This window comes from Micromonospora sp. LHW51205 (assembly GCF_003315815.1).
GTDB lineage: Bacteria > Actinomycetota > Actinomycetes > Mycobacteriales > Micromonosporaceae > Micromonospora > Micromonospora chalcea.
The window spans coordinates 20,210-46,551 of record NZ_QMEZ01000010.1; the positions used below are offsets into that span (position 1 = coordinate 20,210).

Here is a 26,342-nt window from a genome sequence, read left to right on the forward strand (position 1 = left end):
GGCCCCTCCCGACACCTCGACGCACGGGACACACCAGAAGCGCATCCGGCGGTACGCTCGGTGAGCTGATGCCTACTTTCGGTGCGGGGGCGCGATGGGGGTCGCGGGCCAGTGGAATCGACGTACCGTGCTGCGCCGGTCCGCGCTGCTGTTGGGCGGCGCCGCGCTCGGCTCCGCCGCCACCGTGGAGAGCACCTGGGTGGCCGACCGCCGCCTCCCGCTGGCGGGCGGCCCGGCCAGCGCCACGCTCGGCAACCGCCACCAGGACGTCGGTCGCGGCGGGGTCCAGGTCGTCTGGGGCGTACGCACCGACGAACCCCTGGTGGCGCTCACCTTCGACGACGGCCCCCGCCCACAGTGGACCCCGATGGTGCTGGACACGCTGGCCGAGCACCGGGTGCCGGCCACCTTCTTCCTGGTCGGTGAGCGGGCGCGCCGGCACGCCCCGCTGGTCCGGGACCGGATGGACGGCCACGAGGTCGGCAACCACAGCTGGGCGCACCGCGACCTGGCCCGGATGGACGCCGCGACGGTCTACGACGACCTGCGCCGCAGCCACGATGCGATCACCACGGCCACCGGATCGTCCCCGCGACTGCTCCGCCCGCCCTGGGGACATCTGGGCGGCGCGGTGCTGTACGCCTCGGCCCGGCTGGACTACCGGCTGGTGCTGTGGACGCTGCAGATGGTCGAGAGCGAGTTCCCGCACGACCCGGCCGGGCACGCCCGGCGGATCGTGGCCGACGTGCGCCCCGGCACGATCGTGCTCGGGCACGACGTGGGCGACGACCGGCGGCTGGTCGCGCTCCGCGGCCTGCCCGACATGATCGACGGGTTGCGGGCCCGGGGATACACCTTCGTCACGGTCTCCGACCTGCTGCGCCGAGCTGCCGGTGGGGGAGCGGCCCGATAGGGTGCCCGCGTGTCGCCCACCCTCTCCGTCCTCGTCCGCAACCGCGACTTCCGCCATCTGTTCATCGCCGAGCTGGTCGTGTTCGGCGCGGACTGGTTCGTCATGGTGCCGCTGCTGGTGCTGCTGCCGGAGCTGACCGGCAGCGGGGTGTGGGGCGCGCTGGTGCTGGCCGTGGACACCGGCACCACCGCGTTGCTGCTGCCGTACGCCGGGACCGTGGCCGACCGGTTCGACCGCCGCAAGGTGATGATGGCGGCGAACATCGCGGCCCTGGCCGGTGTCCTGCTGCTGCTCGGTGTGCGCGGCGCCGGCACGGCCTGGCTGGCGCTGGCGGCGATCGCGCTGGTGGCGGTGGCGAAGGCCTTCTATTCGCCGGCCGCCCAGGCCGCGCTGCCCAACGTGGTCGACCCGGCGGACCTGGCGGCGGCGAACGCGGTCGCCGGCTCGGCCTGGGGCACCATGACAGTGGTCGGCGCTTCACTCGGCGGCATCCTGAGCGCCGCGTACGGCCCGTACGCCAGCTTCTGGGTGGCCGCCGCGGGCCTGCTCGCCGCGTTCGGCCTGGCCGCGCTGATCCGCCGGCCCCTGCAGGCGCCGCGCGACCCGGCGGCGGCCGTGCCGCGCACGTGGGCGGCGATCCGGGAGGCGCTGCGCTACATCGTCCAGCGTCCGCGCGTGCTCGCGCTGGTCACCGTGAAGTCGGCGGTCGGCCTGGGCAACGGCGTGCTGACCGTCTTCCCGCTGCTCGCCGGCGTGTACGGCGTCGGCCCGGTCGGGGCGGGCCTGCTCTTCGCCGCCCGGGGCGCCGGGGCCCTGGTCGGTCCGATCCTGATGCGCCGGGTGCTCAGCAACCGGGCCTGGCTGCTCACCGGTCTGGCGCTGTCCATGTCGCTGTACGGCCTGGCCTATCTGGGCGCGTCGGTGGTGTCCTGGTTCCCGCTGGTGCTGGTCCTGGTCTTCCTGGCCCACCTGGGCGGCGGCAGCAACTGGGTGCTGTCCAACTACGCGTTGCAGGGCGAGGTGCCGGACCGGCTGCGCGGCCGGGTCTTCGCCACCGACATGATGCTGGCCACGCTCGCCATCGCGGTGAGCCAGCTGGTTGTGGCGCTCGTGGTGGACCGGGTGGACGAGCGCACCGTGCTGGTCGGTTGCGGCCTGGCCACCGTCGTCTACGCGCTCGGCTGGCGGTTCGCCACCCGGCGGCTCTCGCTCACCGACCCGGTCGACGCGCCGACCCCGGAGCGCACCGGCTGACACGCCGGTCCCACGCTCCGGGCGGTCCGGCCGGGCTGTCGGGGTGACGTCCTAGCATGAGCCGGTGCCGACGACCTTCCTCCCCGGCCCGGTCCGGGTCCGGGTGCCCGCGACCAGCGCCAACCTGGGCCCCGGCTTCGACGCGCTCGGCCTGGCGCTGGGCCGCCACGACGACGTCACGGCCGAGGTGACCGGCGGCGGCGTGCGAGTGGCGGTCACCGGCGAGGGTGCCGGTGAGCTGCCGGCGGACGAGCGGCACCTGATCGTGACCGCCATGCGGGCCACCTTCGACGTGCTCGGCGCGCAGCCGGCCGGCCTGGCGCTGGAGTGCGAGAACCGCATTCCCCAGGCGCGTGGGCTCGGCTCGTCCTCGGCCGCGATCGTGGCCGGGGTGCTGGCGGCCCGCGCCCTGGTTGCAGACGGCGAGCAGCGGATGGACGACGACGCCGCGCTGCGGTTGGCCGCCGAGTTGGAGGGGCATCCGGACAATGTCGCGCCCTGCCTGCTCGGGGGCTTCACGATCGCCTGGACGGAGCCGGGCGGCGCGCGGGCGGTGTCGCTGCCGGTGGCGCCGGCCGTGCGCCCGACCGTCTTCGTACCCGCCGAGCGGGGCCTGACCTCGGTGGCCCGGGCCGCCCTGCCGGCCACCGTGCCGCACGCCGACGCGGCGCTCAACGCGGGCCGGGCGGCCCTGCTGGTGCACGCGCTGACCACCGATCCGGCGCTGCTGCTGCCGGCCACCGTCGACCGGCTGCACCAGGAGCAGCGGGCGCCCGGGATGCCCGCCACCGCGGCGCTCGTCGGCGCGCTGCGTGCGGCTGGTGTGGCGGCTGTGGTCAGTGGGGCGGGGCCGACGGTGCTGGCGCTTTCCCAGGTCCCGGTGGGATTTGAGCCGGGAACAGATTGGCGCCGGTGGGAGTTGCCGATAGATGGCAGCGGTGCCCGGGTCATCCGGGGTAGACTTTGACACGCCGAGCGGGGCCCTGTTGCCGCAGGTCGGAAGAGTTGATTACGCTCTAGACCTAGCACAGCCGCGAAGCATGCGATCTTCCTGCGGTTCGGCGCACCCCCGAAGCTCTCGGCGGTCAGCCCGTCACCCCTGCCCAAGGCCCACGCCGCACCGCAGTTTCCACAGGTCGCCGCAGGCGGCGAGACCTGCTCACCGATGGTGGTGAGTCGGGAAACCACCGGCTGCTGTGTCACAGACTCCCGCGACGCGTCCATGCGAGGCGGGTGCACCGAGGCCGCCCGGCCACCTGGCTCCACGACTCCGGGCAGCTCCGGCCTATCGAGGGAAGGAATCCATTGAGCGACACCACCGACGTGACGTCGGATGTTTCCAACGTCGCTGGCGATGCCACCACCGCCGCCCCCACGCGCCGCCGCCGGAGCGGCACCGGCCTGTCGGCCATGCTGCTGCCGGAGCTCCAGAGCCTGGCCGCGTCGCTCGGCATCTCTGGTACGGCCCGCATGCGCAAGGGCGAGCTGATCAGTGCCATCACCGAGCGGCAGCAGGGCGGCGCCGCCGCCGGAACCCCTCGACCGCGCGCCGAGGTAGCGGCCGCGGCTGCTGCTCCCGCCCGTGAGGAGGTGCACGCGGAGGTCCGTGAGGAGCGGGCCGAGGCGCGCCCCGCCGAGCAGGCGCCCGCCGCCGAGGCGACCGAGGGCCGTACCCGTGGTCGCCGCAGCCGGACTGCGGCCGCGACCACCGAGGCCCGCCCGGCCGAGACGCCGGCGACCGAGGCGCGGCCGGCCGAGACGCCGCGCGCCGAGGAGGCGCCCGCCGAGACCGGCGAGCGGACCGACCGTGCCGAGCGCGGTGAGCGCAACGAGGGCCGGGGCCGTGAGCGCGGCGGCGAGCGTGCCGAGCGTGGCGGCGACCGGGCCGAGCGTGGCGACCGGGCCGAGCGCGGCGACCGCAACGACCGGGGCGACCGCAACGACCGGGGTGACCGGGCCGAGCGGGGCGACCGTAACGAGCGTGCCGACCGGGGCGAGCGCGCCGAGCGCAACGACCGGGGCGACCGGAACGACCGGGGCGACCGGAACGACCGGGGCGACCGCAACGACCGTGGTCAGCGCGCCGAGCGGGACAACGACGGCGACGACGACGGCGAGGGCGGCGGCCGGCGGGGCCGGCGCAGCCGGTTCCGGGACCGTCGTCGCGGCCGCGGCGAGCGGGGCGAGGGCGACAGCGGTGGCGGCCGCGAGCCGCAGGTCGGCGAGGACGACGTGCTCGTCCCGGTCGCCGGCATCATCGACGTGCTCGACAACTACGCCTTCGTCCGGACCACCGGCTACCTGGCCGGCCCGAACGACGTGTACGTCTCGATGTCCCAGATCAAGAAGTACGGCCTGCGCCGCGGTGACGCGATCACCGGCGCCGTGCGGGCCGCGCGGGACGGCGAGCAGCGGCGCGACAAGTACAACCCGCTGGTCCGGCTGGACACCATCAACGGGATGGAGCCGGACGAGGCGAAGCGCCGGCCGGAGTTCTACAAGCTCACCCCGCTCTACCCGCAGGAGCGCCTGCGGCTGGAGACCGAGCCGCACATCCTCACCACCCGGGTGATCGACCTGGTCATGCCGATCGGCAAGGGCCAGCGGGCGCTCATCGTGTCGCCGCCGAAGGCTGGCAAGACGATGGTGCTGCAGGCGATCGCGAACGCGATCACCCGCAACAACCCGGAGTGCCACCTGATGGTGGTGCTGGTCGACGAGCGGCCCGAAGAGGTCACCGACATGCAGCGCTCGGTGAAGGGCGAGGTCATCGCGGCCACATTCGACCGTCCGCCGCAGGACCACACCACGGTGGCGGAGCTGGCGATCGAGCGGGCCAAGCGCCTGGTCGAGCTGGGGCACGACGTGGTCGTGCTGCTCGACTCGGTGACCCGGCTCGGGCGGTCGTACAACCTGGCGGCGCCGGCCAGCGGCCGGATCATGTCGGGTGGTATCGACTCCACCGCGCTCTACCCGCCCAAGCGCTTCCTCGGCGCGGCGCGCAACATCGAGAACGGTGGCTCGCTGACCATTCTCGCCACCGCGCTGGTGGAGACCGGGTCCATGGCGGACACGGTCATCTTCGAGGAGTTCAAGGGCACGGGTAACGCCGAGCTGAAGCTGGACCGGAAGATCGCCGACAAGCGTGTCTTCCCGGCGATCGACATCAACCCCTCCGGCACCCGCAAGGAGGAGGTCCTGCTCGCGCCGGAGGAGCTGGCGATCATCCACAAGCTCCGCAAGGTGCTGCACTCGCTGGACTCGCAGGCGGCGCTCGACCTCCTGCTGGACCGGCTCAAGCAGTCCCGCACCAACATCGAGTTCCTGATGCAGATCGCGAAGTCCACTCCGGGCGAGTGAGCTGACGGATCCGACGAACGAGGGGCACGGCCGTACGCGGCCGTGCCCCTCGTCGCGTATCAGGCACCGCCGATGGTGAAGTTTTCCTACGGTTCAGTCGCTAGGTATTGAAACTTCTGTTCATCGTCGGGTTGACTGTCGTCCATGCGAACCCGCAGTCGACCCGCCCGTCTCGCCGGCGTCCTGCTGCTGACGCCGTTGCTGACCATCACCGCGCCGACGCCGTCCGCCGCGACGGCCGCCGGGCCGTCGCCCGTCGCGCCGCCGGCCGCCACCGCCGCCGAGGACGCGCCACGCGCCTCGTCCCGCCCCGACCCCGCCGTCGCGCTCGCCGGTGTGGAGCCGGCCGGCGGCCTGGAGACCGCCAAGAGCACCCGGCCGGTCGCGCCCGGCCTGAGCCTGACCTCCTTCGACAGGTACGACGCGGCCGGCTGGCTGCGCGCCGACGCGCTCACCGCCGACCTGGGCGGCGGGCTGACGGTGGACTACGTGAACTCCGGCGAGGTGACCAGGGACGAGCCGCTGCGCGCCGCGGTGGACCGGTCCCGCGCGGTCGCGGCGGTCAACGGAGACTTCTTCGACATCAACAACTCCGGCGCCGCCCAGGGCGTCGGCATCCGCTCCGGCGAGCTGGTGCAGTCGCCGATCGCCGGGCACCCCAACGCCGTCGGGATCAGCGCCCAGGGCATCGGCCGGGTGGTCGAGGTCGGCTTCGAGGGCGCCGCGACGCTGCCCACCGGGCCGGTGCCGCTGACCCAGTTCAACAACATGGTGCAGCGCGACGGCGTGGGCGTGTTCACGCCGCTCTGGGGCTCGTACACCCGCAAGCGGGCCGTGGAGGGCGCGGCCCGGACGGTCGAGGTGACGGTGACCGGCGGCCGGGTGGCGAGCGTGGCCACCACGGCGGGCGAGGGGCCGATCCCGGCCGGCAGCACCGTGCTGCTCGGCCGCGAGGCCGGCGCCGACGCGCTCGCCGCGCTGCGTCCCGGCGACGCGGTGGACCTGACCTGGCGGCCCCGGGCCTCCGACGGCGGTGACCTGCGCGCCGCCGTGGGCGGCGGCAACGTGCTGGTCCGCGACGGCGTGGTGCAGGACATCGCCGACGCGTCGCTGGCCCCGCGCACAGCTGTCGGTTTCTCCGCCGACGGACGCAAGATGATCATGATGACTGTGGACGGCCGGCAGGTGGACAGCCGGGGCGTCACGCAGACCGAGATGGGCCGCATGATGGCCGAGCTGGGCGCCGCGAACGCGCTCAACCTCGACGGCGGCGGCTCCTCCACGCTGCTCGCCCGGGAGCCGGGCGCGGCCACGGTCCAGGTGGAGAACAGCCCGTCCGACGGCAGCGAGCGGCCGGTACCGAACGGGCTCGCCGTCTACGCCCCGAAGGGCAGCGGCCGGCTCACCGGCTACTGGCTGGAGACCGCCAGCGACCCGACCGCCGCGCCGGGCGTCGCACCGGTGCGCGGCGGCCGGCCGGACCGGGTCTTCCCCGGCCTCACCCGCCGGCTCACCGCCGCCGGATACGACGAGACGTACGGCCCGGCCGCCGGCGAGCCGCGCTGGCACGCCACCCACGGACGGGTCGACGGCGACGGCGTGTTCCGGGCCGCCGTCCCCGGCCGCAGCACCGTCACCGCCGCCCGCGGCCGGGCCCGCGGCACCATCGAGCTGACGGTGCTCGGCCCGCTGCAGCGGATCGACGGCACCGTCGACCGGGTCGGCCTGGACCGCGCCGGTGACAGCGGCCTGTTCGGCGTGGTCGGCTACGACGCCGAGGGCAACACCGCGCCGATCGAGCCGGCCGACCTGAAGCTGGAGTACGACAGGGACCTGCTCTCCGTCACCCCCACCGCCGACGGCAACCTGTCCGTCAAAGCGCTCGCCGCGACCGGCTCGGCGCTGGTCACCGCACGGGTGGGCAACCACAGCACGGTCCTGCCGGTGACCGTCGGGCTCACCGACGTGCCGGTGGCCGGGTTCGACGACGCGGCGTCCTGGAAGTTCAGCCAGGCCCGCGCCTCCGGGTCGGTCGCACCGGCCGAGGGGCACACCGGGGGCGGGCTGCGGATGTCGTACGACTTCAGCCAGTCCACCGGCACCCGGGCCGCGTACGCCGACCCGCCCGCGTGGATCGACGTACCGGGCCAGCCGCAGGCGTTCGGCATGTGGATCAAGGCCAACGGCGCCGGCGAGTGGCCCAGCCTGCACCTGCACGACGCGCAGGACACCCAGTTCGTGCTGCGCGGCCCGTACCTGGACTGGACCGGCTGGCGCTACGTCGAGTTCGCCGTACCGCCGGGCGTGCAGTACCCGGTGCGGGTGCGCCGGTTCTACGTGGCCGAGACCGACCCGGCCAAGCAGTACCGCAGCGAGGTCGTGATCGACGACCTGGTGGCCCGGGTACCGCCGGACGTGCAGGCGCCGCCCGAGCCGAACCGCACCGACCGGGTGGTGCTGCGCGACGGCACAGTGGACGGGGCGCCCTGGCGCTTCGCGGTGCTCTCCGACGCCCAGTTCGTCGCCGCGAACCCGGACAGCGACCTGGTCGCCCAGGCCCGCCGTACGCTGCGCGAGGTCCGCGCCGCCCGGCCGGACTTCCTGATCATCAACGGCGACTTCGTGGACACCGCCTACCCGGCCGACTTCGCGCTGGCCAAGCGCATCCTGGACGAGGAGCTCGGCGGCGAGGTGCCCTATCACTACGTGCCCGGCAACCACGAGATCATGGGCGCGCCGATCGACAACTTCCGCAGCGTCTTCGGGGACACCTCGCGCGTCTTCGACCACCGGGGCACCCGGTTCCTCACACTCAGCACGGCCACCGGCTCGCTGCGCGGCGGCGGGTTCGACCAGGTGGAGCTGCTGCGCCGGACGCTCGACCAGGCCGCCGGCGACCGCTCGGTGGGCTCGGTGGCGGTGCTGTTCCACCACCCGCCGCGCGACCCGAGCCCGGCCAAGGCCAGCCAGCTCGGCGACCGTAAGGAGGCGGCGCTGGTCGAGCAGTGGCTGGCCGACTTCCAGCACCGCACCGGCAAGGGCGCGCTGATGGTCAACGGGCACGTCGGCACGTTCCACGCCGACCGGGTGGACGGCGTGCCGTACGTGATCAACGGCAACTCGGGCAAGGACCCGTCCACCCCGGCCGCGCTCGGCGGGTTCACCGGCTGGACCGAGTTCGGGGTGGACCCGGTGACGCCGGGGGAGGCCGAGCGGGCCCGCCGTGACCCGCTGGCCGAGGGCCCGACGTGGGTGAGCGCGGAGATGCACGCCCACGTCGACCGGCTCGCGCTGACCGCGCCCGCGCAGGTGCGCCAGGGTTCGCCGGTGGACGTCACGGCCACGCTCACCCAGCCCAGCGGCCGGCAGGTGCCGGTGGCGGCGCCGGTCAGCGCCGACTGGTCCGGTTCGCCGAACCTGCACATCGGCGGCGCGACGGGCGTACGGCCGTGGCACGTGGCCCGGTTCGACCCGGCCACCGGCCGGCTGACCGCGCTGCGCCCGGGGGCGCAGGTGCTGCTGGCGGTGACCGTCAACGGCGTGAAGGCCGAGACGACTGTCACCACGGCCGCAGCGGTCCGCGCCCCCGCCGCCTGACCCGGAGGCCGGGGCTCCTCATCCTGGGGGAGGAGCCCCGCCCCCGGCCCCCGCCTCGCTCCGCCGCTCCGCTCCGTTGATCATGAAGTTGACCTGGACAAAAGCGACAGGAATTGCCGCCAAGTTCATGATCAGCAGGGTGGGGGGCGTGGGGGTGGGAATGCGGGAGTGTGGGCGGGCGTTGCGGGTGGCGGACCTCCTGTGCCGGGTGGAAGACGCCCGTGGCAGACTGGTCAATCGGCCACCGGTTCCGGTTCACGCCCGAGCCCGTCGCGGACGACGGGGAGCATCGACGGCGACCCGGCGACCACCGACGAAAGGACCGAGGCGACATGAAGCCCAACATCCACCCGGAGTACGTGACCACCGAGGTCCGCTGCTCCTGCGGCAACACCTTCACGACCCGCAGCACCGCCAAGGGCGGCGCCATCAGCGTCGAGACCTGCAGCGCCTGCCACCCGTTCTACACCGGTAAGCAGCGCGTGCTGGACACCGCCGGCCGGGTCGCGAAGTTCCAGCAGAAGTACGCCAAGGTTCAGGGCAAGAAGGCCAAGTAGCTCCGTCGACGACGCCCGTGTCCGGCTCCTGCCGGGCGCGGGCGTTCGTCCGTTTGTGCCGGTTTTCACCCCAAGGAGCATCCGCAGCATGAGCAGTGAGCGCCTGGCCGCCCTCCTCGACGAGTACGCCGAGCTGGAGCGGCGGCTGGCCGACCCGGCCATCCACGCCGACCAGGGCACCGCCCGGCGGGTCGGCCGCCGGTACGCCGAACTGGTCCCGCTGCACAAGGCGGCCGGCGAACTGGAGCAGGCCCGCGCCGACCTGGCCGCCGCGCGCGAGCTGGCCGCCGAGGACCCGACGTTCGCCACCGAGGCGGAGGCCATCGCCAGCTCCCTGCCGGCGCTCGAGGAACGGCTCGCGGAACTGCTCATCCCGCGCGACCCGCACGACGCCAAGGACGTGATCGTCGAGATCAAGGCCGGCGAGGGCGGCGAGGAGTCGGCGCTGTTCGCGGGGGACCTGCTGCGGATGTACACCAGGTACGCCGAGCGGCACGGCTGGGTCACCGAGGTGATCGACGCCCAGGACTCCGACCTCGGCGGCGTCAAGGACGTGTCGCTGGCGATCAAGAGCAAGGGCGTGCCGGAGGGCGGCAACGGGGTCTGGTCCCGGCTCAAGTGGGAGGGCGGCGTGCACCGGGTGCAGCGCGTCCCGGTCACCGAGTCGCAGGGCCGGATCCACACCAGCGCCGCCGGCGTGCTGGTGCTGCCCGAGGCGGAGGACGTCGACGTCACCATCGACCCGAACGAGCTGCGCATCGACGTGTTCCGCTCGTCCGGCCCCGGCGGGCAGTCGGTGAACACCACCGACTCGGCGGTACGGATCACCCACGTGCCGACCGGCATCGTGGTGTCCTGCCAGAACGAGAAGTCGCAGCTGCAGAACCGCGAGCAGGCCATGCGCATCCTGCGGGCCCGGCTGCTCGCCGCGGCCCAGGAGCAGGCCGACGCGGCGGCGTCGGACGCCCGCAAGGCGCAGGTCCGCACCGTGGACCGGTCCGAGCGGATCCGCACCTACAACTTCCCGCAGAACCGGATCACCGACCACCGCATCGGCTACACCGCGTACAACCTGGACCTGGCGCTGGCCGGCGAGCTGGACGGGGTGCTCGACGCGCTGGCCGAGGCGGACCGCGCGGCCCGCCTGGCCGGCGAGACGGAGCTGTCCCGCCGCTGACCGCTGGGTGTTAACAGGGGGCCCTTCCTCTACCGGAGGCGTTAACAGGGGGCCCTTCCTTACCGCTCAGCTCGCGCGTGGTCGCGCCTTGGCGCGCAGCATCTCCCGGTCGGCCAGCTCGAACGCGGTGCCGAGCGCCTCCCGGACGCTGACAGTGGTGCTGCCGTCGACCTCGGCGAAACCGATCGTCACCCCGACCGGGGTGCCCGGGACCAGGGACTCCCAGTCCTCGGTGCGGACGGCGGCCTCGATCCGCCGGGCCACCTCGACCGCCTCCGGCATGACGGTGTCGGGCAGCACCACGACGAACTCGTCGCCGCCGTAGCGGGCCACGAAGTCGCCCCGCCGCATCACCCGGTTGATCACCCCGGCGACCCGTTGCAGCACCAGGTCGCCGGAGTGGTGGCCGTGGCGGGTGTTCACCGCCTTGAACCCGTCGAGGTCGCAGACGCCGATCACCACGCGCTCGCCCCGGGACACCACGGCCCCCAGGTAGCGCTCCAGCCGGCGCCGGTTGGGCAGGCCGGTGAGCGGGTCGGTGAGCGCCTCGCCCTCGTACCGGGCCGCCTCGCGGCGCATCTCCTCGTGGTCGATCCGGGCGGCGATGCCGTCGATGTAGACGTCCCGCAGCCGGTCGCTGCGCCGCGCGGCCAGTCGGAACGCGTGCCGGTCGGCCCGGTGCGCGCCCGCGTGGTCGCCGGCCCGGGCCAGCGCGACGCTGCGCAGCCGGGGTGCCTCGGCCGCGCCGAGCGTCTCGTCGGAGACCTGGAGCGCGTCCAGCCGGGTGACCGCCTCGATCGGGCGGTTGGCGGCGACGGCCAGGCAGACCTGACCGAGCTGGCGCAGGTCGCGGGCGCGGGCGCTGTCGCCGCCGTGGCCGAGCAGCCGTTTCGGGTCGGCGTCTCCGGCGGACTCCACCCGGTCGCCGAGCGCGGCCCGCCGGGCGGCCGCGTAGCCGTACGCGGCGAGGCTGCTGGGGCGCAGGTTGCCGGCCCGCCCGCCGCGCAGGAAGCGGGCCAGGTCACCGGCGACGTCGCGGAGCACCCGCAGGCAGCCGTCGCTGTCGCCGTTGTGGTCCAGCGCCACCGCGTTGCGCAGCCGGATCCCCGGCGCGGCGAACGTCTCCTCCGGGATGCCGGCGCTGAGCCCCACCTCGCGGGCCCGCTCGATCGCGCCCAGCGCGTGGCCGTGGAAGCTCAGGTACGAGTACGCCATCGCGAGGTCGTGCCAGCCCCACGCGGTGTCCCGGTCCGGCGTGTCGTCGGCGCCCAGCGCGCGGGCGGCCCGGACCAGGTGCATCACGCACCGGTCCAGCGCGCCCTGGTGGTGGGCGGCGAGCGCGGCGAGCGCGTTGAGGTGCCCGTGCAGGTAGGGCTCGGCGAGGTCGCGTACCGCGGCGGAGGCGTCCTCGACGGCCCGGGTGAACTCGGCGGTCCGGCCGAGGTTGATCAGCGCGGACAGGCGCTGCACGAGCGCGTCGGCGCGGGCGTACGGGTCGCCGGTGGTGCGGATGACGCGGTCGAGCAGGACGCACGCCTCCGCGGACCGGCTGGCCTCCTGCAGTGACCGTGCGCGTCGGAGAGCGTCAACCTGGTCCTCGACCTGGTCGAGCCAGCCCACTCGCGACCTCCCTGCGGTGTGCGCCCGGACGCACCCGCTCGTGAGGTGAGCCGCGACGCCTCATGATTATTGCGTGACCGCACTCCCGCAACACCCGTCCGAAGGGACAGAACGCGAACGCGCCTCGCTGGTGATCAACCGGGTGGCGCGCGCGCTCGCCGCGGCGGGCGTCGAGGCGCCCCGCGCCGAGGCCGAGCAGCTGGCCGCGTACGTCCTGGACGTGCCACGCGGCCGGCTGGCGCTGGCCGACGGCTTCACCCCGGCGCAGCGTGACCGCCTGGACGCCCTGGTCGGGCGGCGGGTGACCCGGGAGCCGTTGCAGCACCTGCTCGGCTCGGCCGGTTTCCGGCACCTGGAGCTGGCGGTCGGGCCGGGCGTGTTCGTGCCCCGGCCGGAGACCGAGCTGCTGGCCGGGTGGGGGATCGAGCGGGCCCGGGAGCACGCCGCGCCGCTCGTGGTCGACCTGTGCAGCGGCTCCGGCGCGATCGCCCTGGCGGTGGCGCAGGAGGTGCCCGCGGCCCGGGTGGTGGCTGTGGAACGGTCCCCGGCCGCGCTGGCCTGGCTGCGGCGCAACGCGGCCGACCGGGCTGCCGCCGGGGACCGGCCGGTCGAGGTGGTGGCCGCCGACGTGACCGGTCCGGAGCTGCTGGCCGGCCTGGCCGGGCGGGTCGACGTGCTGCTGTGCAACCCGCCGTACGTGCCGAGGTCGGTGGCGGTGCCGCCGGAGGTGGCCGGGCACGACCCGGACGAGGCGGTGTTCGGCGGCGCGGACGGGCTGGACGTGATCCGCCCGGTGGTGCGCCGGGCCGCCGAGCTGCTGCGCCCGGGCGGCGCGATCGGGATCGAGCACGACGACACGCACGCGGCGGCGGTGCCCGCGCTGCTGCGCGGCGACGGCCGCTACGACCGCGTCGAGGAGCACCGGGACCTGGCCGGGCGGCCCCGCTGGGCGAGCGCGTCCCGGCGGGCGGACGGCACCCACGCCGAGACCGCCCGGGCGTGGCAGACTGACTCCTCGTGATGCTCTACGACTGTCGGTCGCCCGCCGACCGGGACCGCGGCATCGCCGCTGCCATCGAGGCGGTCAAGAACGGGGAACTCGTCGTCCTGCCGACCGACACGGTCTACGGCATCGGGGCGGACGCGTTCACGCCGTACGCGGTGAAGGCCCTGGCGGACACCAAGGGCGGCGCCCGGCAGGCGCCCCCGGTGCTCATCGGCTCCCGGCACACGCTCGACGGCCTGGTGTTCTCGCTGCCCGGCGCGGCCCGCGACCTGGTCGAGGCGTTCTGGCCGGGCGCGCTGACCATCGTCGTGGAGCACTCGCCGAGCCTGGCCTGGGACCTGGGCGACACCAGCGGGACGGTGGCGGTGCGGATGCCGCTGCACCCGGTGGCGCTGGAGGTGCTGCGGGAGACCGGGCCGATGGCCGTCGCGTCGGCCAACAAGGTCGGCCAGCCGGCCGCGCTCACCGCCGAGGAGGCGCGCGACCAGCTCGGCTACGGCGTGCGGGCCTACCTGGAGGCCGGGCCGGCGGTGGACCCGGTGCCGAGCACGATCGTCGACCTGACCGGCGAGGTGCCGCGGGTGCTGCGTGAGGGCGCGGTGACGCTGGCGAAGCTGCGGGAGGTCGTGCCGGGCATCCTCGACGAGCGGGGGATCTGAGTGCCGCCCTTCACCGTCCTGCACGTCTGCATGGGCAACATCTGCCGGTCGCCGATGGCCGAGCGGCTGCTGCTGCTCGCGGTCCGGGAGCGGCTGGCCCGCCTCGGCGTCGACCCGGCCGGTTCGGACGCGCTCGTGCACAGCCACAGCGCCGGCACCGGCGGCTGGCACGCGGGCGAGGAGATGAACCCGCCCGCGGCCCGCCAGGTGCTCTCGCGCGGCGGCGACACCGAGGGGTTCGCCGCCCGGCGGCTGCGCTCGGACCTGATCGACGCCGCCGACCTGGTGCTCACCGCCACCGCCGACCAGCAGGAGTACGTGGTGGCGCTGCGGCCGGACGCCGCCGCGCGCACGTTCGTGCTGGGTGAGTTCGGCCGTCTGCTCGGCGGGCTGGACCGCGCCGCGCTGCCGCCGGCCGAGCCCACGCCGGACGCCGTGTACGCGCGCGGCGTCGCGCTCGTGGCGGCTGTCGACGCGGCCCGGCAGAACGCCTCCGCGCTGCCCACCGACGATCTGGACGATCCGTGGGGCCGGGGCGACCAGTGCTTCAGCCGGGTCGCGGACGAGATCGAGGAGACGGTGCAGCCGCTGGCTGCCGCGTTGTTGCCCTGAGATTCATCCTTCCTCGCGAACTTTCTGCGCCTTTCTCGGAAGGTGTCGGCTAAAGCGAACATTCGGGTCATTCTGAACTGGTCCGTACGGCCGGCTCCTGCGGGGAGAGCTGATGAACCGGGCCTATCTCGACAAACTGTTCACCGTTGTGCTCGCCGGCGTGCTCGCCGGGCTGGTCCTGGCCGTCGCGGCGCTGCCGGCCGCGCTGGTCTTCGGGCTGGGCCTGAAGAACCTGATGCCGTACACCGCGCTGCCGGAAGCGCTCAAGACGCCGCAGCCGGCACAGCGGTCCAACCTGTACGCCAACGACGGGCGGACGCTCATCACCTCGTTCTACGTCGAGGACCGGGTGGACGTGCCGGTCGCCGAGGTGGCGCCGGTGATGCGCGACGCCATCGTGGCCGCCGAGGACGTGCGCTTCTACGAGCACCACGGCGTCGACGTGCGCGGCGTCGCGCGGGCGTTCACCGCCAACCGCCGCGAGGGCACCCGCCAGGGCGCCTCCACGCTGACCATGCAGTACGTGCGCAACGCGCTGGCCGGGGACCCCCGGCTGACCGAGGAGCAGCGCGCCGCCGCCACCGAGATCACCGTCGGGCGCAAGATCCGCGAGATGCGGTACGCGCTGACGCTGGAACGGCAGATCGGCAAGGACGAGATCCTCGGGCGCTACCTGAACATCGCGTACTTCGGCGCCGGGGCGTACGGCATCGCCGCCGCCAGCAAGCGCTACTTCTCCACCACACCGGACCGGCTCACGCTGGCCCAGGCCGCGCTGCTCGCCGGGCTGGTCCGGTCCCCGGCGGACGACCCGATCAATGGCGACGCCGACTCGGCGCGGCAACGGCGGGCGTACGTGCTGGACCGGATGGTGGAGACCGGCCGTGCGAGCGCGGCCGACGCCGAGGCGGCGAAGGCGGCGGAGCTGGCGCTGGCGCCCAACACCACCCCGAACGACTGCGCCGCGGTGCCCGCCGACCACAACGACTGGGGCTTCTTCTGCGACTGGTTCACCCAGTGGTGGAACGCCCAGCCGGCGTTCGGCGAGACGGTGGACGAGCGGCAGCGCACGCTGCGCCGCGGTGGCTGGTCGATCGTGTCCTCGCTCGACCCGGACGTGCAGGCCAAGGCGAGCGAGCAGGTGCGGGAGATCTACCCGGAGACGATCGCGCGCGCCGCGCCGACCGCCGTGGTGCAACCGGGCACCGGGCGGGTGCTGGCGATGGCGGTGAACCGCACGTACGGCGTGGCCGCGAACCCGGACGGTCAGCAGAACTACCCGAACACGGTCAACCAGCTGGTGGCCGGCGGTGGCGGCATCACCGGCTACCAGGCGGGCTCGACGTTCAAGCTGTTCGCCCTGCTGGCCGCGTTGGAGTCCGGGCTGCCGCTGGACACGGTGTTCGACGCGCCGCGCGTCTACGTCACGCAGTACCCGGTCGGCGCCGGCCCGGCGAGCTGCGGCGGCCGGTGGTGCCCGGCGAACGCCAACACCTACTGGATGGACGGCGACCGGGACATGTGGGACGCGTTCGGCCGGTCGGTGAACACGTACTTCGCCTGGCTCACCGAGCGGGTCGGCGCGGACCGGGTGGTCGAGATGGCCCAGCGGCTGGGCATCGTGTTCCGCGCTCCGGCCGACGCGAAGATGGCCCACGACGGCGCGAAGAGCTGGGGCCCGTTCACGCTCGGCGTCTCCGCCACCACGCCGCTCGACCTGGCCGGCGCGTACGCCGCGGTGGCCGCCGAGGGCACCTGGTGCCGGCCCACGCCGGTCACCTCGATCGCCGACCCGTCCGGCCGGAAGATCCCCGCCGGGAACACCGACTGCCGGCAGGTGCTCGACACCGAGGTCGCCCGCGCGGCGGCCGACGCCAGCCGCTGCCCGGTCGGCGACCAGTCGATGTACCGGCGTTGCGACGGCGGCACGGCCGAGGAGCTGGCTCCGGGCCTGCGCCGCCCGGTGGCCGGCAAGACCGGCAGCTCGGAGCGGAACGCCACGGAGACGGTCGTCGCGTTCACGCCGCAGCTCTCGGTGGCGACGATCGCGGCGAACCCGGACGACCCCCGGGACGCGGTCGGCGGCGGCGTGCAGAAGCGGCAGATCGCCGCGGTGGGCCGCATCCTCGCGTGGGCGTTGCGCGACGAGCCGGTACGCGACTTCGTCCCGCCGGGCCAGGCGGTCGCCTTCCAGCACACCAGCCCGCGCACCGGCAACTGAGGGTCAGCTCGCCGGCCTGCCGTATCGCGCGACCATGGTTCGGACGGCTTCGTCGACGACCGCTGTCGTGCGGTCCGGGGTGACCGTCCAGTCCGGGAGGACCAGGCGCGGCCAGAGCAGGTAATTGGAGATCATCCCGAGGAAGTGCGTGGCGGCCATCTCCGGGTCGGCGACGTCCGCGGCTCCCGCGTCGTGCTCGGCCGAGAGGTAGATCCGGACGGACTCGAAGTACGGCAGCTTGCCCTGCGCGAAATGTGCTCTGGCCAGCTCGGGAAAGCGTGGCAGCTCGGCGATCACGATGCGGAACAGGTCGGTCATCTCCGGCCGGTTCAACAGCGTCGCGTAGTGCCGTCCGAGGACCGTCAATCCGGCCGTCAGGTCACCGGCAGGCGGCACGTCGGCGACCTCGTTGCGGGCCCAGGAGTCGATGACGATGGCGTCGAACAGAGCCGCCTTCGTCGGAAACTGCTTGAACAGCGTCGCCTTCGACACGCCGGCACTGGCGGCCACACGCGCCAGTGAGGCCCGGTCGTAGCCCAACTCCAGGAAGAGCTCGGTGGCGGCCTGCACGATCAGCGCGCGCTTCTCCTCCGCCACACGCTGGTGATAGGCCGACGGCGCTGGGGTCATGCGGCCATCATAGCGAGGCGAGTGGGTTGACTCACCATTCGCCCAGGGCGTAGCGTCGGCATGGTGAGTCGCCCGACTCGCCATCCGTCTCGCGTCACCGGAGGATCCGATGTCCCGCTTCGCCAATCAGACAGTTCTCGTCACCGGCGGCACCGGTGGGCAGGGGGCCAGCCACGTTCGCGCCCTGCACGCCGAGGGCGCCAACGTCGTCATCGGCGCCATCGACGCCGAGCGGGGCGCCGGCCTCGCCGCCGAGCTGGGACACCGGGCGCGGTTCGTCCGCCTGGACGTCTCCCGGGAGGAGTCGTGGGTCGCCGCCGTCGCGGAGACCGAGAAGGCATTCGGCGCGCTCACGATCCTGGTCAACAACGCCGGGGTGCAGAACCCGCCGGCCCTCATCGAGTCCACCGACCGGGCCACCTGGGCTCGTATCCTCGACGTCAACCTCACCGGCACTTTCCTCGGCATCAAGGCGGCCGCCCCGGCGCTGCGTCGCGCGGGGGGAGGAGCGATCGTCAACATCGGCTCCACCATGGGCATGGGTGGTACCGCCCTCTACGCGCCCTACGTCGCCGGTAAGTGGGCGGTGCGTGGGCTCACCCGGACCGCCGCCCTGGAGCTGGGCCGCGACAACATCCGCGTCAACGCGATCCACCCCGGCGTGATCGAGACCCCGTTCATCACCGAGCCGGCGGCCGGCAGCGACGCCCCGATCGCCGACTTCTACTCGCCGGAGCCGTTCGCCGTCCCGCGACTCGGGCAGCCCGCCGACATCACCGCGCTGCTGTTGTTCCTCACGTCGCCGGACGCGGCCTTCATCACCGGCGCCGAGTACGTCATCGACGGGGGACTGCTCCTCGGCCCCGCACTGCGGGGCGACTCTCCCGCCTAACCGGCCGGGTGTTCGGCGCCCTTGGCGATGTTGCGGGCCATGCCGCCGAACACGACGGCGTGGAACGGCGCCACCGAGGCCCAGTAGAGGTGGCCGGGCAGCCCGCGCGGGAGGAACACGGCACGCTGCACGTACCTGCTGCCGCCGTTACCGTCCGGTTCGGCGCGCATCTCCAGCCACGCCCGGCCGGGCAGCCGCATCTCGGCGCGCAGCCGCAGCAGCTCGCCCGGGACGATCTCCTCGACCCGCCAGAAGTCCAGCGCCTCACCGACCTGGAGGCGGTGCGGGTCGCGCCGCCCCCGGCGCAGCCCGACGCCGCCGACCAGCCGGTCCATCCAGCCGCGGACCGACCAGGCCAGCGGGAACGAGTACCAGCCGTGCTCGCCGCCGACGCCCTCGATGACCCGCCACAGCGCCTCCGGTGGCGCGTCCACCGCCCGCTCCCGCATGTCGGTGTACGCGGTGCCGCCGGACCAGCGCGGGTCCGACGGCAGCGGCTCGGCCGGCGCGTCCGGCCCGCTCGCGTTCGACCAGCGCGTCTCCACCTGCGCGTCGCGCACCTTGGACAGCGCCAGCGCCACCGCCTGGTCGAAGCCGGTCAGCCCCTCGGGCGGGTCCGGCACGTACTCGGCGATGTCGTGCTCGTGCGCCACCGCCTCGTGCACCAGGCTCTCCACCAGCGGCCGGGCGATCGCGTTCGGCACCGGCGTGATCAGGCCGACCCAGTGCGAGGACAGCGACGGGGTGAGCGGGCGCACCGGCAGGATGACCCGGGGGCGCAGCCCGGCCACCCGGGCGTAGCGCTGCATCATGTCGCTGAAGGTCAGCACGTCCGGGCCGCCGATGTCGAAGGCCCGGTTCACCTCGGCCGGCAGGTGCGCGCAGCCGACCAGGTAGCGCAGCACGTCCCGGACCGCGATCGGCTGGATCCGGTTGCGCACCCAGCGCGGAGTGACCATCGCCGGCAGCCGCTCGGTCAGGTACCGCAGCATCTCGAACGAGGCCGAGCCGGATCCGATGATCACCGCGGCGCGCAGCACCGCCGTCGGCACGCCGCTGTCCAGCAGGATCCGCGCGACCTCCGCCCGGGAGCGCAGGTGCGCCGAGGGCAGGCCGTCACGCTCCGCCGGCTCCGGCCCGCCGAGGTACACGATCCGGCGTACGCCGGCGGCGCGCGCCGCCTCGGCGAAGTTGGTCGCCGCCTCCCGGTCGGCCGCCTCGAAGCCGCGCTGGCCGAGCGAGTGGACCAGGTAGTACGCGACCTCCACGCCCTCGAACGCGGACGGCAGCGTCTCCGGGCGGCGCAGGTCGCCCTCGACGATCTCCGCGTCGGCCGCCCAGGGCACGTCCCGCAGCCGCCCGGCCGTGCGGGCCAGGCAGCGTACGGTGTGCCCCTCGGCCAGCAGCCGGGGCGCCAGGCGCCCGCCGATGTAGCCGGTCGCGCCGGTGACGAGGCATCTCACGGCCTCCAGTCTGCGGCTCCGTAGACTCCTTCGCTGTGGAGAACGCGAGGGACACCTTCTGGGGGCCGGACTTCCAGCAGCTCAGTACCGTCGACCCGGAGATCGCCGAGGTGGTGCTGGGGGAGCTGGACCGGCTGCGCGGCGGTCTGCAACTGATCGCCAGCGAGAACCTCACCTCGCCCGCGGTGCTGGCCGCGCTCGGTTCCACGCTCACCAACAAGTACGCCGAGGGCTACCCGGGCCGGCGCTACTACGGCGGCTGCGCCGAGGTGGACCGGGCCGAGGAGCTGGGCGTCGCCCGGGCGAAGGACCTGTTCGGCGCCGAGCACGCCAACCTCCAGCCGCACTCCGGCGCGAGCGCCAACCTGGCCGCGTACGCCGCCCTGGTGCAGCCCGGTGACACGGTGCTGGCCATGGACCTGCCGCACGGCGGGCACCTGACCCACGGCAGCCGGGTGAACTTCTCCGGCAAGTGGTTCCACCCGGTCGGCTACACCGTCCGGCCGGACACCGAGACGATCGACTACGACGAGGTACGCGACCTGGCCCGGGCGCACCGGCCGAAGCTGATCATCTGTGGCGCGACCGCGTACCCCCGGCTCATCGACTTCGCTCGCTTCCGCGAGATCGCCGACGAGGTCGGCGCGTACCTGATGGTGGACGCCGCCCACTTCGTCGGCCTGGTGGCCGGCGGCGCGATCCCGTCCCCGGTGCCGCACGCCGACGTGGTCACCGCGACCACGCACAAGGTGCTGCGCGGTCCGCGCGGCGGCATGATCCTCTGCCGGGAGCCGCTGGCCGCGCGGATCGACAAGGCGGTCTTCCCGTTCACCCAGGGCGGCCCGCTGATGCACGCGGTGGCGGCCAAGGCGGTCGCGCTGCGCGAGGCCGCGCAGCCGGAGTTCCGCACGTACGCCGCCCAGGTGGTGACGAACGCGCGGGCGCTCGCCGACGGCCTGGCCGCCGACGGCCTGCGGCCGGTCTCCGGCGGCACCGACACCCACCTGGCGCTGCTCGACCTGCGCGAGACGGGCGTGACCGGCGCCGAGGCCGAGGCCCGCTGCGACGCCGCCGGCATCACGCTGAACAAGAACGCGATCCCGTACGACCCGCAGCCGCCGATGGTCGCCTCCGGCATCCGGGTGGGTACGCCGAGCGTCACCACCCAGGGCATGCGCGAGGGGGAGATGGGCCGGATCGCCGGGCTGATCGCGCGCGCGGTACGCACCGATCCCGGCGCCCCCGGGGGCGCGGACACGCTGGCCGAGTTGGCCCGCGAGGTCGCCGAGCTGGTCGCCGCCTTCCCGGCGTACCCCCGATGACGGCGCCACGGGCGGGTGAGCCCGGCGCGATCCGGTCCCGGCTGAACCACCTGCGGCTACCGTTGCTGGCGTGCGCGGCCCTCGCGGTGGTGGGGGTGCCGGCGGCGGCGCTGCTGCGCGGCCCGACCGGGGCGGCCGGCTTCGCGGCCGGGGTGGCGCTGGTGATCGTCAGCTACCTGATCTCCAGCCTCTCGGTGGCCTGGGCGGACGCCATCCACCCTCGGATGATCATGTCGGTCGGGTTGGTCACCTACGCCACCAAGATCGTGATCCTGGGCGTGGTGATGGCCGCCGTGGCGGCCACCGGCTGGCCCGGCCTGCCGGACATGGGCGTGGCGATCATCGCGGCCGTGGTGGTGTGGACCGGCGCCCACCTGACCTGGGCGATGAGATCACCGCTGCCCACATTCGAGCGTCGCGACGACAGCGAGTGACTTTGCTGAATCGTGTCCGGTACGGCGGGTGCCCTGACGGGCGCGACAGGAGTAACGTGGCGCCAGGTTGACGCGCCCGCAGTACGGCCCGCACGCTGTCCGCAGTGTGGGGGGTGCCGCACATCCCCGCGCGCCCCTGCTGATATTGTTCGCCACGTCATGGCCGATGACCCCCACTCCCACAAGTCCGACGAGCACTCGTCGGAGGGTGTGGCAGGCGCCGTCGTGGGTTACCTGCTCGCCGGCATTCTGGTGTGGGGTGGCCTCGGCTGGTTGGCGGAACGGTTCCTCGGTCTGCCAGCCGGCATCGGGGTCGCCGTCGGCATGATGCTCGGCGCGGCCGGGGCGATCTACCTGATCATGAAGAGGCTCAGTGCCTGAGTTCCGGCACACGCGGGTCTGTTGAGTGCGGAGGATGACACGGTGAGCGGACAGCTGGTCGTCGCCCAGGACCTTCCCTGGCCCCCCAGCGTCGGGGATTTCTACCCGCCGGACGTGGCCGGCCCCTGGGTCACCAAGTTCAGCATCATGATCTGGATCGCCGTCGCGCTGCTGATCATCTTCTTCGTGGCCGCGTACCGGAAGCCGAAGCTGGTGCCGGGCAAGGGCCAGTGGGCCGCCGAGGCCGTCTACGGGCTGGTCCGGGACAACATCGCCCGTGAGCAGATGGGCAACGCGGGCATCCGCTTCGCGCCCTACCTCACCGTGCTGTTCAGCTTCATCCTGCTGACAAACATCTTCAGCATCGTGCCCGGCCTGCAGATCTCGCCGAACTCGCACATCGCGTTCCCGATCGTGCTCGCCGCCATCTCGTACGTCATGTACAACTACGTCGGCGTCCGCAAGCACGGCCTCGGCAAGTACCTCAAGCAGAGCCTCATCCTGCCCGGCGTGCCGTGGCCGATGCACTTCCTGCTGATTCCGATCGAGTTCCTGCAGAACTTCGTCGTCCGGCCGGTCACCCTGGCACTGCGACTCTTCGCCAACATGTTCGCCGGCCACCTGCTCCTGCTGGTCTTCACCGTCGGCGGCTTCGTGATGCTCGGGTCGAGCAGCGTCTTCGTGCAGGCGACCTCGGTCTTCTCCTTCGCGATGGCGATCGTGATGGCCTTCTTCGAGGCGCTGGTGGCGGTGCTGCAGGCATACGTCTTCGTCACGCTGAGCGCCAACTACATCGGCACGTCGCTGGCCGACGAGCACTGAGATCCGGCTCGGCGGGCACCCGGCCCGGCCAAGCATCTGGTACCGACCGCGTACACGTGAGCCCTCACGTGTGAACTAGGAGGAATACCCGCAATGAACGTTCTTGCCGAGATCGGTGGCAACGTCAACACCATCGGCTACGGCCTCGCCGCCATCGGCCCCGGTATCGGTGTGGCCCTGGTCTTCGCGGCCTACATCCAGTCGAGCGCCCGCCAGCCCGAGTCGGCCGGCTACAACCGCACCTGGCTGGTGCTGGGCTTCGCCCTGGTCGAGGCGCTGGCGCTGTTCGGCCTGGTGCTCGCCTTCGCCGTTAGCTGACGCGAGCTCTCCCGATCCGGAGGTCTGACATGTATCTCGCCGCCGAAGGCGCGCACAATCCGATCTTGCCGATCTGGCAGGAGATGGTCGTCGGAACGATCTCCTTCGCCCTGCTCGTCTTCGTCCTGCTGAAGTTCGTCATGCCCCGCATGGAGGCGATGTACCAGGCGCGGGTCGACGCGATCGAGGGTGGCATCAAGCGCGCCGAGGCGGCCCAGGCCGAGGCGAACAAGCTGCTCGAGCAGTACCGGGCCCAGCTCGCGGAGGCGCGTACCGACGCCGCCAAGATCCGCGACGACGCACGGGCCGACGCCGACGGGATCCGCCAGGACATCCTCGCCAAGGCGCGTGAGGAGTCCGACCGGATCATCGCCGCCGGCAAGGAGCAGCTCGCCGCCGAGCGGGCCACCATCGTGCGCGAGCTGCGTACCGAGGTGGGCACCATCGCGGTGGACCTGGCCAGCAAGATCGTCGGTGAGTCGCTCGCCGACGAGGCGCGTCGCAAGGGCACCGTCGACCGGTTCCTGAGCGGTCTCGAGAGCACGGGGGCCCGCTGATGCAGGCCGCCAGCCGGGAGTCGTACCGGGCCGGGGCCGAGCGCCTCGACGCGTACGTCCGCGGCGCGGAGCCGTCGGCGGTGGCTGCCACCGCCGACGACATCCTCTCCGTCGCCGCCCTGCTGCGGCGTGAGCCGCGGCTGCGCCGGGCGCTCTCCGACCCGGCCCGGGCCGGCGCCGACCGCTCCGGCCTGCTCGGCGACATGCTGCGCGGCCGGGTCGGCGCGGAAGCGCTCGACCTGCTCGCGTCGATGGTGTCCGGCCGCTGGTCGGCCCCGTCCGAGCTGCTCGACGGTGTCGAGCGCCTCGGCGTGGAGGCGCTGCTGGCCAGCGCCGACCTGTCCGGCGACCTGGGCGAGGTCGAGGACGAGCTGTTCCGCTTCGGGCAGGTCGTCTCCGGTTCCGCCGAGCTGTCCAACACGCTCTCCGACCCGATGGCGTCGGTCGAGCGGCGGGCCGAACTGGCCCGGCAGCTGCTCGCCGGCAAGGCCCAGCCGGTCACCGTCAGCCTCGTCGAGGCCGCGCTCGCTGGTTTCGGTGGACGCTCCTTCACCGGTGCGCTCACCCGGCTGGTCGAGCTCGCCGCCGACCGGCGGGACCGTCAGGTCGCGTACGTGACCGTGGCGGCTCCGCTGACCGAGGAGGAGGAGCGACGCCTCGGTGCCCGCCTCTCGGAGATGTACGGTCGGGAGGTCTCCGTCAAGCAGACGGTCGACCCCGACGTGCTCGGCGGGGCGCGCGTACAGGTCGGCTCCGACCTGTACGACGGCACCGTCCTGCGCCGCCTCAACGAGACCCGCAACGCGCTCGCCAAGCGCTGAGCCCTGATTCGTCGCCACCGGACCGGTCGGTACCAGGTATCCCGGGCCCTGAGATACTTAAGGAAGCAGAGGATGGCCGAGCTGACCATCTCGACGGAGGAGATCCGCGGCGCCCTGGAGCGCTACGTCTCCTCCTACACGGCCGACGTCTCCCGCGAGGAGGTCGGCACCGTCGCCGACGCCGGCGACGGCATCGCCCACGTCGAGGGCCTCCCCTCGACCATGACCAACGAGCTCCTGGAGTTCGAGGACGGCACGCTCGGTGTGGCGCTGAACCTCGACGTCCGGGAGATCGGTGTCGTCGTCCTCGGTGACTTCGGCGGGATCGAAGAGGGCCAGCGCGTCAAGCGCACCGGCCGGGTGCTCTCCGTGCCGATCGGTGACGCGTTCCTCGGCCGCGTGGTCAACGCGCTCGGCGAGCCCATCGACGGCCTCGGCGACATCGCCAACGAGGGCTACCGCGAGCTGGAGCTCCAGGCCCCGAACGTGATGTCCCGCAAGTCGGTCGACGAGCCGCTGCAGACCGGCATCAAGGCCATCGACGCGATGACCCCGATCGGCCGCGGTCAGCGTCAGCTGATCATCGGTGACCGGAAGACCGGCAAGACCACCGTCGCGCTGGACACCATCCTCAACCAGCGCGAGAACTGGCGCTCCGGCGACCCGAAGAAGCAGGTCCGCTGCATCTACGTCGCGATCGGCCAGAAGGCCTCCACCATCGCCTCCATCAAGGGGACGCTGGAGGAGGCGGGCGCGATGGAGTACACCACCATCGTCGCCTCCCCGGCCTCCGACCCGGCCGGCTTCAAGTACCTCGCCCCGTACACCGGCTCGTCCATCGGGCAGCACTGGATGTACGGCGGCAAGCACGTCCTGATCGTCTTCGACGACCTGAGCAAGCAGGCCGAGGCGTACCGGGCCGTGTCGCTGCTGCTGCGCCGCCCGCCGGGCCGTGAGGCCTACCCGGGTGACGTCTTCTACCTGCACTCGCGTCTGCTGGAGCGCTGCGCCAAGCTCTCCGACGAGCTGGGCGGCGGCTCGATGACCGGCCTGCCGATCATCGAGACCAAGGCGAACGACATCTCGGCGTTCATCCCGACCAACGTCATCTCCATCACCGACGGCCAGATCTTCCTCGAGACCGACCTGTTCAACCAGGGCGTCCGGCCGGCCATCAACGTCGGCACCTCGGTCTCCCGGGTCGGTGGCGCCGCGCAGGTGAAGCCGATGAAGAAGGTCGCCGGCTCGCTGCGGCTGAACCTGGCCCAGTACCGCGAGCTGGAGGCGTTCGCCGCCTTCGCCTCCGACCTGGACCGGGCCTCCCGCGCCCAGCTGGACCGCGGTTCCCGCCTGGTCGAGCTGCTCAAGCAGCCGAACTACTCGCCGTACCCGGTGCAGGAGCAGGTCGTCTCCGTCTGGGCCGGCACCGAGGGCAAGCTGGACGACGTCCCGGTCGGCGAGGTCCGCCGCTTCGAGTCGGAGTTCCTGCAGTACCTGCGGCACAAGCACGAGGGCGTCCTGGCCTCGATCGCGGACCACAAGTGGGACGACGACATCATCGCCTCGCTCGACTCGGCGATCACCGAGTTCAAGCAGCTCTTCCTGGGCAAGGAGGAGGAGGTCCGGATCAACGAGGCGCCGGCCAAGCCGCTGGAGGGTGAGCAGTCCCGCGAGACGGTGACCCGCCTGCGCGACGGCGCCGACCGCCCGGCCGAGAGCTGATCCG

At 73.2% G+C, this 26,342-nt stretch carries 23 protein-coding genes; 20 read left to right on the plus strand and 3 right to left on the minus strand.

Annotated features, from left to right (window positions below):
- The first annotated feature begins 94 nt into the window (after positions 1 to 94).
- The 7 genes from DQE82_RS27190 (at position 95) to prfA (ending at position 10,858) form a co-directional block, all read left to right on the plus strand.
- Entirely contained in the window at positions 95 to 913 is an 819-nt protein-coding gene (locus DQE82_RS27190) for a polysaccharide deacetylase family protein (protein WP_113974606.1), read from the plus strand.
- Positions 914 to 922: 9 nt separating this feature from the next.
- Positions 923 to 2,167 carry an MFS transporter gene (locus DQE82_RS27195; RefSeq protein ID WP_043328629.1) on the plus strand — a complete coding sequence of 415 codons (1,245 nt, stop codon included), beginning with the start codon at positions 923 to 925 and terminating at the stop codon, positions 2,165 to 2,167.
- Positions 2,168 to 2,231: 64 nt separating this feature from the next.
- Complete coding sequence (gene thrB / locus DQE82_RS27200; protein ID WP_113974607.1) at positions 2,232 to 3,134, plus strand: homoserine kinase; 903 nt, start codon at positions 2,232 to 2,234, stop codon at positions 3,132 to 3,134.
- Positions 3,135 to 3,472: 338 nt separating this feature from the next.
- Positions 3,473 to 5,527, plus strand: coding sequence for a transcription termination factor Rho (rho, locus tag DQE82_RS27205; protein WP_113974608.1), 2,055 nt, complete (start codon positions 3,473 to 3,475; stop codon positions 5,525 to 5,527).
- Positions 5,528 to 5,671: 144 nt separating this feature from the next.
- On the plus strand, positions 5,672 to 9,124 hold the full coding sequence (locus DQE82_RS27210) for a phosphodiester glycosidase family protein (RefSeq protein WP_113974609.1): 3,453 nt from the start codon (positions 5,672 to 5,674) through the stop codon (positions 9,122 to 9,124).
- Between the two features lie 332 nt (positions 9,125 to 9,456).
- On the plus strand, positions 9,457 to 9,681 hold the full coding sequence (rpmE, locus tag DQE82_RS27215; RefSeq protein WP_030504744.1) for a 50S ribosomal protein L31: 225 nt from the start codon (positions 9,457 to 9,459) through the stop codon (positions 9,679 to 9,681).
- A gap of 88 nt (positions 9,682 to 9,769) precedes the next feature.
- Positions 9,770 to 10,858 (plus strand): peptide chain release factor 1, encoded by a 1,089-nt coding sequence (prfA, locus tag DQE82_RS27220; RefSeq protein ID WP_043328634.1) that lies wholly within the window; start codon positions 9,770 to 9,772, stop codon positions 10,856 to 10,858.
- A 66-nt stretch (positions 10,859 to 10,924) separates the two neighbouring features.
- Here the strand turns inward: prfA and DQE82_RS27225 are convergent, their stop codons facing one another.
- On the minus strand, positions 10,925 to 12,478 hold the full coding sequence (locus tag DQE82_RS27225) for a diguanylate cyclase (protein ID WP_064447839.1): 1,554 nt from the start codon (positions 12,476 to 12,478) through the stop codon (positions 10,925 to 10,927).
- 130 nt (positions 12,479 to 12,608) lie between these two features.
- Here DQE82_RS27225 and prmC point away from each other — a divergent pair, with 130 nt between their 5' ends.
- From prmC to DQE82_RS27245, 4 genes are all read left to right on the plus strand, one after another.
- Positions 12,609 to 13,499, plus strand: coding sequence for a peptide chain release factor N(5)-glutamine methyltransferase (gene prmC, locus DQE82_RS27230; protein WP_043328636.1), 891 nt, complete (start codon positions 12,609 to 12,611; stop codon positions 13,497 to 13,499).
- Positions 13,499 to 14,143, plus strand: coding sequence for an L-threonylcarbamoyladenylate synthase (locus DQE82_RS27235; RefSeq protein ID WP_043330966.1), 645 nt, complete (start codon positions 13,499 to 13,501; stop codon positions 14,141 to 14,143). The genes prmC and DQE82_RS27235 overlap by 1 nt, the downstream gene beginning before the upstream one ends.
- Positions 14,144 to 14,755, plus strand: a complete 612-nt coding sequence (locus tag DQE82_RS27240; protein ID WP_043328639.1) for a phosphotyrosine protein phosphatase — start codon at positions 14,144 to 14,146, stop codon at positions 14,753 to 14,755.
- 112 nt (positions 14,756 to 14,867) lie between these two features.
- Positions 14,868 to 16,976, plus strand: a complete 2,109-nt coding sequence (locus tag DQE82_RS27245) for a transglycosylase domain-containing protein (RefSeq protein ID WP_113974610.1) — start codon at positions 14,868 to 14,870, stop codon at positions 16,974 to 16,976.
- A 3-nt stretch (positions 16,977 to 16,979) separates the two neighbouring features.
- Here DQE82_RS27245 and DQE82_RS27250 read toward each other — a convergent pair whose 3' ends face one another.
- Positions 16,980 to 17,606, minus strand: a complete 627-nt coding sequence (locus DQE82_RS27250; protein ID WP_113974611.1) for a TetR/AcrR family transcriptional regulator — start codon at positions 17,604 to 17,606, stop codon at positions 16,980 to 16,982.
- Positions 17,607 to 17,715: 109 nt separating this feature from the next.
- On the opposite strand from DQE82_RS27250, the gene DQE82_RS27255 reads away from it, so the two are divergent.
- On the plus strand, positions 17,716 to 18,498 hold the full coding sequence (locus DQE82_RS27255) for an SDR family NAD(P)-dependent oxidoreductase (RefSeq protein WP_104115783.1): 783 nt from the start codon (positions 17,716 to 17,718) through the stop codon (positions 18,496 to 18,498).
- On the opposite strand, the gene DQE82_RS27260 is transcribed toward DQE82_RS27255, so the two are convergent.
- The gene (locus DQE82_RS27260) at positions 18,495 to 19,961 is read right to left on the minus strand and encodes an SDR family oxidoreductase (RefSeq protein WP_113974612.1); all 1,467 of its coding nucleotides are present in this window, start codon (positions 19,959 to 19,961) and stop codon (positions 18,495 to 18,497) included. The genes DQE82_RS27255 and DQE82_RS27260 overlap by 4 nt on opposite strands.
- Before the next feature lie 35 nt (positions 19,962 to 19,996).
- Between DQE82_RS27260 and glyA the strand changes: the two genes are divergently transcribed.
- The 8 genes from glyA to atpA all read left to right on the plus strand — a co-directional run bounded on the left by glyA (position 19,997) and on the right by atpA (position 26,338).
- Positions 19,997 to 21,283 carry a serine hydroxymethyltransferase gene (glyA, locus tag DQE82_RS27265; RefSeq protein WP_113974613.1) on the plus strand — a complete coding sequence of 429 codons (1,287 nt, stop codon included), beginning with the start codon at positions 19,997 to 19,999 and terminating at the stop codon, positions 21,281 to 21,283.
- Complete coding sequence (locus DQE82_RS27270; RefSeq protein ID WP_030504734.1) at positions 21,280 to 21,717, plus strand: hypothetical protein; 438 nt, start codon at positions 21,280 to 21,282, stop codon at positions 21,715 to 21,717. The genes glyA and DQE82_RS27270 overlap by 4 nt, the downstream gene beginning before the upstream one ends.
- 159 nt (positions 21,718 to 21,876) lie before the next feature.
- The gene (locus tag DQE82_RS27275) at positions 21,877 to 22,098 is read left to right on the plus strand and encodes a hypothetical protein (RefSeq protein WP_030504733.1); all 222 of its coding nucleotides are present in this window, start codon (positions 21,877 to 21,879) and stop codon (positions 22,096 to 22,098) included.
- A gap of 42 nt (positions 22,099 to 22,140) precedes the next feature.
- Positions 22,141 to 22,920: a F0F1 ATP synthase subunit A gene (gene atpB / locus DQE82_RS27280; protein ID WP_043328655.1), complete on the plus strand. Its 780-nt coding sequence runs from the start codon at positions 22,141 to 22,143 to the stop codon at positions 22,918 to 22,920.
- Between the two features lie 93 nt (positions 22,921 to 23,013).
- The gene (atpE, locus tag DQE82_RS27285) at positions 23,014 to 23,238 is read left to right on the plus strand and encodes an ATP synthase F0 subunit C (RefSeq protein WP_018789141.1); all 225 of its coding nucleotides are present in this window, start codon (positions 23,014 to 23,016) and stop codon (positions 23,236 to 23,238) included.
- Between the two features lie 29 nt (positions 23,239 to 23,267).
- Positions 23,268 to 23,795, plus strand: a complete 528-nt coding sequence (locus tag DQE82_RS27290; RefSeq protein ID WP_030504731.1) for a F0F1 ATP synthase subunit B — start codon at positions 23,268 to 23,270, stop codon at positions 23,793 to 23,795.
- Positions 23,795 to 24,616 carry a F0F1 ATP synthase subunit delta gene (locus DQE82_RS27295; protein WP_030504730.1) on the plus strand — a complete coding sequence of 274 codons (822 nt, stop codon included), beginning with the start codon at positions 23,795 to 23,797 and terminating at the stop codon, positions 24,614 to 24,616. Before DQE82_RS27290 ends, DQE82_RS27295 begins: the two co-directional genes overlap by 1 nt.
- Positions 24,617 to 24,688: 72 nt before the next feature.
- Complete coding sequence (atpA, locus tag DQE82_RS27300; protein ID WP_064447833.1) at positions 24,689 to 26,338, plus strand: F0F1 ATP synthase subunit alpha; 1,650 nt, start codon at positions 24,689 to 24,691, stop codon at positions 26,336 to 26,338.
- Positions 26,339 to 26,342: the final 4 nt, after the last annotated feature.